Genomic DNA, 7,016 nt, shown 5'->3' with positions numbered 1-7,016 from the left:
ACCCCCCGCCCCGGCACCGACCCAACCACCGGGCCGTATGCGCTACGCACGCCCCCACCGGGCAGCGGCGGGCCGCCGCAGGCATCAGGGGCGCGGGGAACTGCGCAAAAAAGCCCGCCCCCACCAAGCCGCACCCGCACACGAACCCGCCCAACCCCCGGAGAAAAAAGCAATGCCGGCGTAGCTCCCCAGCTACGCCGGCATTTTGCCGTCCGCCGCACCCCCGTCCCCACGGGGTTTCATGGGCTGATGTCCCCGCCCGGACCGCTCTTCCGGGCCTGGGGTCGCCTCTCAGCGCCCCAGCATCACTCCCACGGACGACGCCTGTGTGGCCACTGTCTCCCAGCCGTCGAAGACGACGAGGAGCAGGACCGCCAGGGGAAGGGCCATCAGCGTCGCCACCAGCGGGTGGCGACGGCCCGTACGGCGGGGCTGGCGTGTGCGGGACAGTGTCCGCGGTGCCGTAAGAGCCATGGTCCCTCTCCTGACCGTTCTGTTGTCGTTGGCAGCGGCGGGTGTCTGACCTCGGGGGACGAGTGCTGCACCCGCCGCTTGACCTCAAATCTAGGCGTCATGGGCTCGCCGCACGTCATGCCCTCGTACCGATTGCCGGGCCTCCCCGAGGATGAGCCATGACCAGCGGAGTACTCCCGTGGGTGGAGACGGGGACCTAGGACTCCGGGTCTTCCCGGAGGGGTCGCCCGGTCTGCCCCGCTTTCTCCGAGCCGTCCTCGCGCGGCACCGGCTGCTCCACCAGCGCCAGCACCCGGGTCGCCATGAACCGGGCCGTCCGTACCACCGATCCGTTCCGCGTGACTTCGCTCACTTCCACGACGCCTCGTCGTACCGCCGTCTCCACCCGGCGGCCCGCCCTGCTCGCCACCACCTCATATGTGCGCGTCGTGTCCCCTGCGTCCACGACTATCTCCACGCGATCACCCTTCACGGGTTCAATCCCCCTTCTGCGACGGGTGGTTGGGATCACATCCGAACCGAAGTCCGCCCGCCCTCCGGCTCCCTGACCACCCCTCAATTCTCCCACCCGGCACTGACAATCCATCGGGACGAGAGGGCGCGGCCTCTGCGCGCGGCGGCCCGCGGAAACGTAAGCTGTGGCTCGTCACACGGACCGGGCAGCGGGGATGAACATGGCGATGATGCGCCTGAGGCGCGAGGACCCGCGCGTCGTCGGCTCGTTCAGGCTTCACAGACGGCTCGGCGCGGGGGGCATGGGGGTCGTCTACCTGGGCTCCGACCGCAAGGGACAGCGGGTCGCACTGAAGGTCATCCGGCCCGATCTGGCCGAGGACCAGGAGTTCCGGTCACGGTTCGCGCGCGAGGTGTCCGCGGCCCGGCGGATCCGCGGCGGCTGCACCGCCCGGCTCGTCGCGGCCGATCTGGAGGCGGACCGTCCGTGGTTCGCGACCCAGTACGTGCCCGGCCCCTCCCTCCACGACAAGGTCGCCGACGAGGGTGCCCTCGGCGCCGCCGAGGTCGCCTCCATCGGGGCCGCCCTGTCGGAGGGGCTCGTCGCCGTCCACGAGGCGGGGGTGGTGCACCGCGACCTCAAGCCGTCGAACATCCTCCTCTCCCCCAAGGGCCCCCGGATCATCGACTTCGGCATCGCCTGGGCGACCGGGGCCTCCACCCTCACCCATGTCGGCACCGCGGTCGGCTCCCCCGGCTTCCTCGCGCCGGAGCAGGTGCGCGGTGCCGCGGTGACGCCGGCCACGGACGTGTTCTCGCTGGGCGCGACCCTGGCGTACGCGTCGATGGGCGACTCGCCCTTCGGGCACGGCAGTTCCGAAGTGATGCTGTACCGCGTGGTGCACGAGGAGGCCCAGCTGCACGGGGTGCCCGACGCGGTCGCCCCCCTCATCCGCGCGTGTCTGGCGAAGGACCCCGAGGAGCGGCCGAGCACCCTCCAGTTGTCGCTGCGGCTCAAGGAGATCGCGGCGCGCGAGGCCCAGGGCCTGCCGGATCTGCGCCCGCCCGCCCCACGCGCCGGTGAGGCGGACCGGCCCACCGGGCGCATCGCCGACACCTACCCGGAGCGGGCCGCCCAGCGCCGCCCGCAGGGTTCTTCGGGCACGTCCGGTTCGCAGGGGACTTCGTCGGCGCGCGGTTCCGGACCGGCGCGGGGCCAGGGACCGGCGCGGGGCGGGGTGCCGTCGCGCGGCGGCAGCACTCCGCGCGGCAACGGCGTGCCCTCCTCCCGCTCCGGATCCCGTCCCGCCCCGGCCTCCTCGCGGAACACGACCCGCTCCGGCAGCGGCAGCCGGCCCGCGCCGCGCAGCGGTACCGGCCGCCCGGCTCCCAGGAACACCAAGACGGGGCTGCGTCCCGCGAACCCCCGCCTCCTGCGCCAGCGGCTCTTCGTGTTCGTCGTGGTGACCCTGCTCGTGGCACTCGGCATCGCCGCGGCCCAAGGCTGCCAGGGGCCGCCGCGCGGACTCGGCGGCGGTGTCATGCGCGAGCAGCGACAGGGACAGGGACAGGTGCACGCGTCGCCGGACCAGGCACCGCAGCAGCGGCCGGCCGGCGGCGGCACGTACTGAGCGCGCCGTCGGGACCGTCGTAGGCGCTGCCAAGGCCCGGAGGAAACCGCTGGTCAAGCCTGCGGGCGCCCCGTGGCCACCGCATAGAAGGCGACCGCGGCCGCCGCGCCCACGTTGAGGGAGTCGACGCCGTGGGCCATCGGGATGCGGACCCATTCGTCGGCGGCGACCAGGGCCTGGGTGGTCAGGCCGTCGCCCTCGGCGCCGAGCATCAGCGCGACCCGGTCCATCTTGTGCGGGGCGGCCTCGTCGAGGGTTTTGGCCTTGGCGTCCGGGGTGAGGGCGAGGAGGGTGAAGCCGGCCTCGCGGACCGAGTCCAGGCCCTTGGGCCAGGTGTCGAGGCGGGCGTACGGCACGGAGAAGACCGCGCCCATCGAGACCTTGACGCTGCGGCGGTACAGGGGGTCGGCGCAGTCCGGGGAGAGCAGGATCGCGTCCATGCCGAGGGCCGCCGCCGAGCGGAAGATGGCGCCGATGTTGGTGTGGTCGTTGACCGACTCCATGACCACCACGCGGCGGGCGGTCTGGAGCAGCTCGCCCGCGGTGGGCAGCGGCTTGCGCTGCATGGAGGCGAGCGCGCCGCGGTGCACGTGGTAGCCGGTGACCTGTTCGGCGAGCTCGGGGCTGACGGCGTAGACGGGGGCGGGGAGTTCGTCGATGACGTCGCGCATGACGTCTACCCACTTGGCGGACAGCAGCATGGAGCGCATCTCGTAGCCCGCGTCCTTGGCCCGGCGGATGACCTTCTCGCCCTCGGCGATGAACAGGCCCTCGGCCGGCTCGCGTTTGCGGCGCAGTTCGACGTCGGTCAGGCCCGTGTAGTCGTGCAGGCGCGGGTCGTCGGGATCCTCGACGGTGATGAGATCGGCCACAGGGTGATACTGCCTTGTCCTGGGTGCGGTGCCAACGGCTGGGGACGGGTTGGGTTACCCCGGGTTACGCCAATGTCCGCGGCCCCACGCCGACGACCTCGCCGACGACGATGACGGCCGGGGGCTTCACGTCCTCGGCGACGACCACCTCGGCCACCGTCGCCAGGGTCGCGTCGACCCGGCGCTGGGCGGCCGTCGTCCCCTCCTGGACCAGGGCGACCGGGGTGTCGGGCGACTTGCCGTGCGCGACCAGGGTCTCGGCGATCCTGCCGATCTTGTCGACGCCCATGAGGATCACGAGCGTGCCGGTGAGCCTGGCGAGGGACGCCCAGTCGACCAGGGAGCGTTCGTCGTCCGGCGCCACATGGCCGCTGACCACGGTGAACTCATGGGCCACGCCCCGGTGGGTGACCGGGATGCCGGCCGCGCCCGGGACCGAGATCGAGCTGGAGATGCCCGGCACGACGGTGCAGGGGATGCCGGCCTCGGCAAGGGCGTGCAGCTCCTCCATGCCACGGCCGAAGACGTAGGGGTCGCCGCCCTTGAGCCGTACGACCGACTTGCCCTGCTTGGCGTGCTCGATCAGGGCGTTGTTGATGGCCTCCTGGGCCATGAAACGGCCGTACGGGATCTTCGCAGCGTCGATGACCTCGACGTGCGGCGGGAGCTCGGCGAGGAGGTCGCGGGGGCCGAGGCGGTCGGCGATGACGACGTCGGCCTCGGCTAGCAGGCGGCGGCCGCGGACCGTGATCAGGTCCGGGTCGCCGGGGCCGCCGCCGACGAGGGCGACGCCGGGGGTGCGGGTGCGGTGGTGCGGGGCGACGAGGGTGCCGTCGCGCAGGCCCTCGACGACCGCGTCCCTGATGGCCGCCGTGTGGCGGGGGTCGCGGCCCTTCGCGTTCGTGGTGAGCACGGCCACCGTGACGCCCTCGCTGTGGCCCGTCGCCGGGGTCCAGGCGGTGGCGGCGTCGGCGTCGTCGGAGCGGACGCACCAGACACGGTGCCGCTCCGCCTCGGCGGAGGCGCGGGTGTTCGCCTCGCTGTCGCTGGTGGCGATGAGGGCGTACCAGGCGTCGGCCAGGTCGCCCTCCTGGTACGGCCGCCTCTCCCAGGCGATCTCGCCCGCGTCCGCCATCGCCTCCACGGAGGGGGTCGCCGCCGGGGACACGAGGAGGACGTCAGCGCCCGCCGCGATCAGGGCCGGGAGGCGGCGCTGGGCCACCTGGCCGCCGCCGAGGACGACGACCTTGCGGTCGGTGAGGCGGAGGCCTACGGGGTAGGCGGGGTTCTCGGCCATGAGGGTGTGGCTCCTCCGGGGCTTTGCGGTGGCCCTGACGTGCGGATTTTACGGGGTGGCGGCGTGCGGCGGCTCAGGTGTCCAGTGGCTGGGCGTCATCGCCGGGTGCGGGTCAGGAGTCCGTGCCCGCCCGTCCCGGCCTGCGGGACGACTGCCCACGGGCCCACGGCAGGGAAGGGACGCACAGGCCCCGCCCCCGCGTCCCCCTCGCAAACGCCTACCTACTTCTCGGTGACCCCCGCGGAGTCGAACGTCGCCACCTCGTGCATCGCCCGTGCCGTGCTCTGCACCAGCGGCAGGGCCAGCAGCGCGCCCGTGCCCTCGCCGAGACGCAGGTCGAGGTCGACCAGGGGGCGCAGGCCCAGCTTGTTCAGGGCGGCCACATGGCCCGGTTCGGCGCTGCGGTGGCCCGCGATGCAGGCCGCGAGGACCTCCGGGGCGATCGCACGGGCCACCAGGGCGGCGGCACCCGCGCTCACACCGTCGAGGATGACCGGGGTTCGGAGCGAGGCACCGCCCAGCAACAGGCCGACCATAGCCGCGTGTTCGAAGCCGCCGATCGCCGCCAGGACCCCGATCGGGTCGGCCGGGTCCGGCTGGTGGAGCTCGATCGCGCGGCGGACGACCTCGGTCTTTCGGGCCAGGGTCTCGTCGTTGATGCCGGTGCCGCGGCCGGTGACCTCGGCGGGGTCGGTGCCCGTGAAGACCGAGATCAGGGCGGCGGACGCGGTGGTGTTCGCGATGCCCATCTCGCCCGTGAGGAGCGCCTTGTTGCCGGCCGCGACCAGGTCGCGGGCGGTCTCGATGCCGACCTCGATGGCCTGCTTGGCCTCCTCGCGGGTCATCGCGGGGCCGGTGGTCATGTCGGAGGTGCCGGCCCGGATCTTGCGGGGCAACAGGCCAGGTGTGGCCGGGAGTTCGGAGGCCACGCCGACGTCCACCACGCACACCTCGGCGCCCACCTGGCCGGCGAAGGCGTTGCAGACCGCGCCGCCGCCGAGGAAGTTGGCGACCATCTGGGCCGTCACCTCCTGCGGCCAGGGGGTGACGCCCTGGGCGTGCACGCCGTGGTCACCGGCGAAGATCGCGACGGCTGCGGGCTCCGGGATCGGCGGCGGGCACTGCCGTGAGAGTCCGGAGAGCTGGGCGGAGATGATCTCCAGCATGCCGAGCGCGCCGGCCGGCTTGGTCATGCGCTTCTGCCGTTCCCAGGCCTCGCCGAGCGCCTTGGCGTCCAGCGGGCGGATCTGGGCGACGGTCTCGCCGAGCAGGTCATGCGGCTCCTCGCCGGGCAGGGCGCGGCGGCCGTACGTCTCCTCGTGCACGACCCACGACAGCGGGCGGCGCTTGGACCAGCCGGCCTGCATCAGCTCGGGCTCGTCCGGGAACTCGTCGACGTACCCGACGCACAGGTAGGCGATGACCTCCAGGTGCTCGGGCAGGCCGAGGGCGCGGACCATCTCGCGCTCGTCGAAGAAGCTGACCCAGCCGACGCCGAGGCCCTCGGCGCGGGCGGCGAGCCACAGGTTCTCGACGGCGAGCGCGGCGGAGTACGGGGCCATCTGCGGCTGGGTGTGCCGCCCGAGGGTGTGGCGGCCGCCGCGGGTGGGGTCGGCGGTGACGACGATGTTCACCGGGGTCTCGAGGATGGCCTCGATCTTCAGTTCCTTGAACTGCTTGGCCCGGCCCTTGGGCAGCGACTTGGCGTACGCCTCGCGCTGGCGCTGGGCCAGGTCCTGCATCGCGGCCCGCGTCTCGGCGGAGCGGATGACGACGAAGTCCCAGGGCTGCGAGTGCCCGACGGACGGGGCCGTGTGGGCGGCCTCCAGGACGCGGAGCAGCACCTCGTGCGGGATCGGGTCGCTGCGGAAGCCGTTGCGGATGTCGCGACGCTCGCGCATGACCTTGAGGACGGCCTCGCGCTCGGCGTCGTCGTAGGCGGGCGCGGCGGGGCCCGTGGAGGGTCGTGCTTCTGCCACGGGAGCCGTGCTCACTTCCTGGACTTCCTGGTCTTCCTGGTCGGCCGCCCGGGTGTCCAGGTCGTCCGCCTGCTGCGCGGGTTGGGGGTCGCCGTCCGCTTCGCGCGGGGTCGGGACCACGGGGTGCGGTGTGCCGTCCGTGGGGAGCGACAGGGCGTGGGGCGGGGTCGGTGCGAGGTGCGGGGTGGTCGGCACGGACCCGTCCACCGGCACGAACTCGCCCAGGGTCTGGCCCGCTTGCGGCTCCAGGGGGACACCCGTGGGCAGCACGGCCGGGGCCTCGATGGGACCCGGAGCAGCGAACTGGGGT

6 protein-coding genes are annotated in these 7,016 nt (G+C 73.3%); 1 reads left to right on the top strand and 5 read right to left on the bottom strand.

Annotated features, from left to right (window positions below):
- Nucleotides 1–291: 291 nt before the first annotated feature.
- Both AOJ26_RS35675 and AOJ26_RS35670 read right to left on the bottom strand, forming a co-directional pair.
- Nucleotides 292–474, bottom strand: a complete 183-nt coding sequence (locus AOJ26_RS35675; RefSeq protein ID WP_028809711.1) for a hypothetical protein — start codon at nucleotides 472–474, stop codon at nucleotides 292–294.
- A gap of 196 nt (nucleotides 475–670) precedes the next feature.
- A complete protein-coding gene (locus AOJ26_RS35670) occupies nucleotides 671–946 on the bottom strand; it encodes a hypothetical protein (RefSeq protein ID WP_053852508.1) in 276 nt (91 codons plus the stop codon).
- 196 nt (nucleotides 947–1,142) lie between these two features.
- On the opposite strand from AOJ26_RS35670, the gene AOJ26_RS35665 reads away from it, so the two are divergent.
- Nucleotides 1,143–2,558, top strand: a complete 1,416-nt coding sequence (locus AOJ26_RS35665; protein ID WP_053852507.1) for a serine/threonine-protein kinase — start codon at nucleotides 1,143–1,145, stop codon at nucleotides 2,556–2,558.
- Between the two features lie 53 nt (nucleotides 2,559–2,611).
- Here the strand turns inward: AOJ26_RS35665 and AOJ26_RS35660 are convergent, their stop codons facing one another.
- The 3 genes from AOJ26_RS35660 to cobT form a co-directional block, all read right to left on the bottom strand.
- Entirely contained in the window at nucleotides 2,612–3,430 is an 819-nt protein-coding gene (locus tag AOJ26_RS35660; protein ID WP_053852506.1) for a TrmH family RNA methyltransferase, read from the bottom strand.
- Between the two features lie 64 nt (nucleotides 3,431–3,494).
- Complete coding sequence (cobA, locus tag AOJ26_RS35655) at nucleotides 3,495–4,727, bottom strand: uroporphyrinogen-III C-methyltransferase (RefSeq protein ID WP_053852505.1); 1,233 nt, start codon at nucleotides 4,725–4,727, stop codon at nucleotides 3,495–3,497.
- A 221-nt stretch (nucleotides 4,728–4,948) separates the two neighbouring features.
- Nucleotides 4,949–7,016, bottom strand: a 2,068-nt coding sequence (cobT, locus tag AOJ26_RS35650) for a nicotinate-nucleotide--dimethylbenzimidazole phosphoribosyltransferase (RefSeq protein WP_234358757.1), incomplete at its 5' end; no start/stop codon positions are given.

Source organism: Streptomyces sp. NRRL B-24085, assembly GCF_001282115.1.
Classification (GTDB): domain Bacteria; phylum Actinomycetota; class Actinomycetes; order Streptomycetales; family Streptomycetaceae; genus Streptomyces.
Note: the sequence above shows the minus strand (reverse complement) of the source record. Positions and strands in the feature narration are given on the sequence as shown.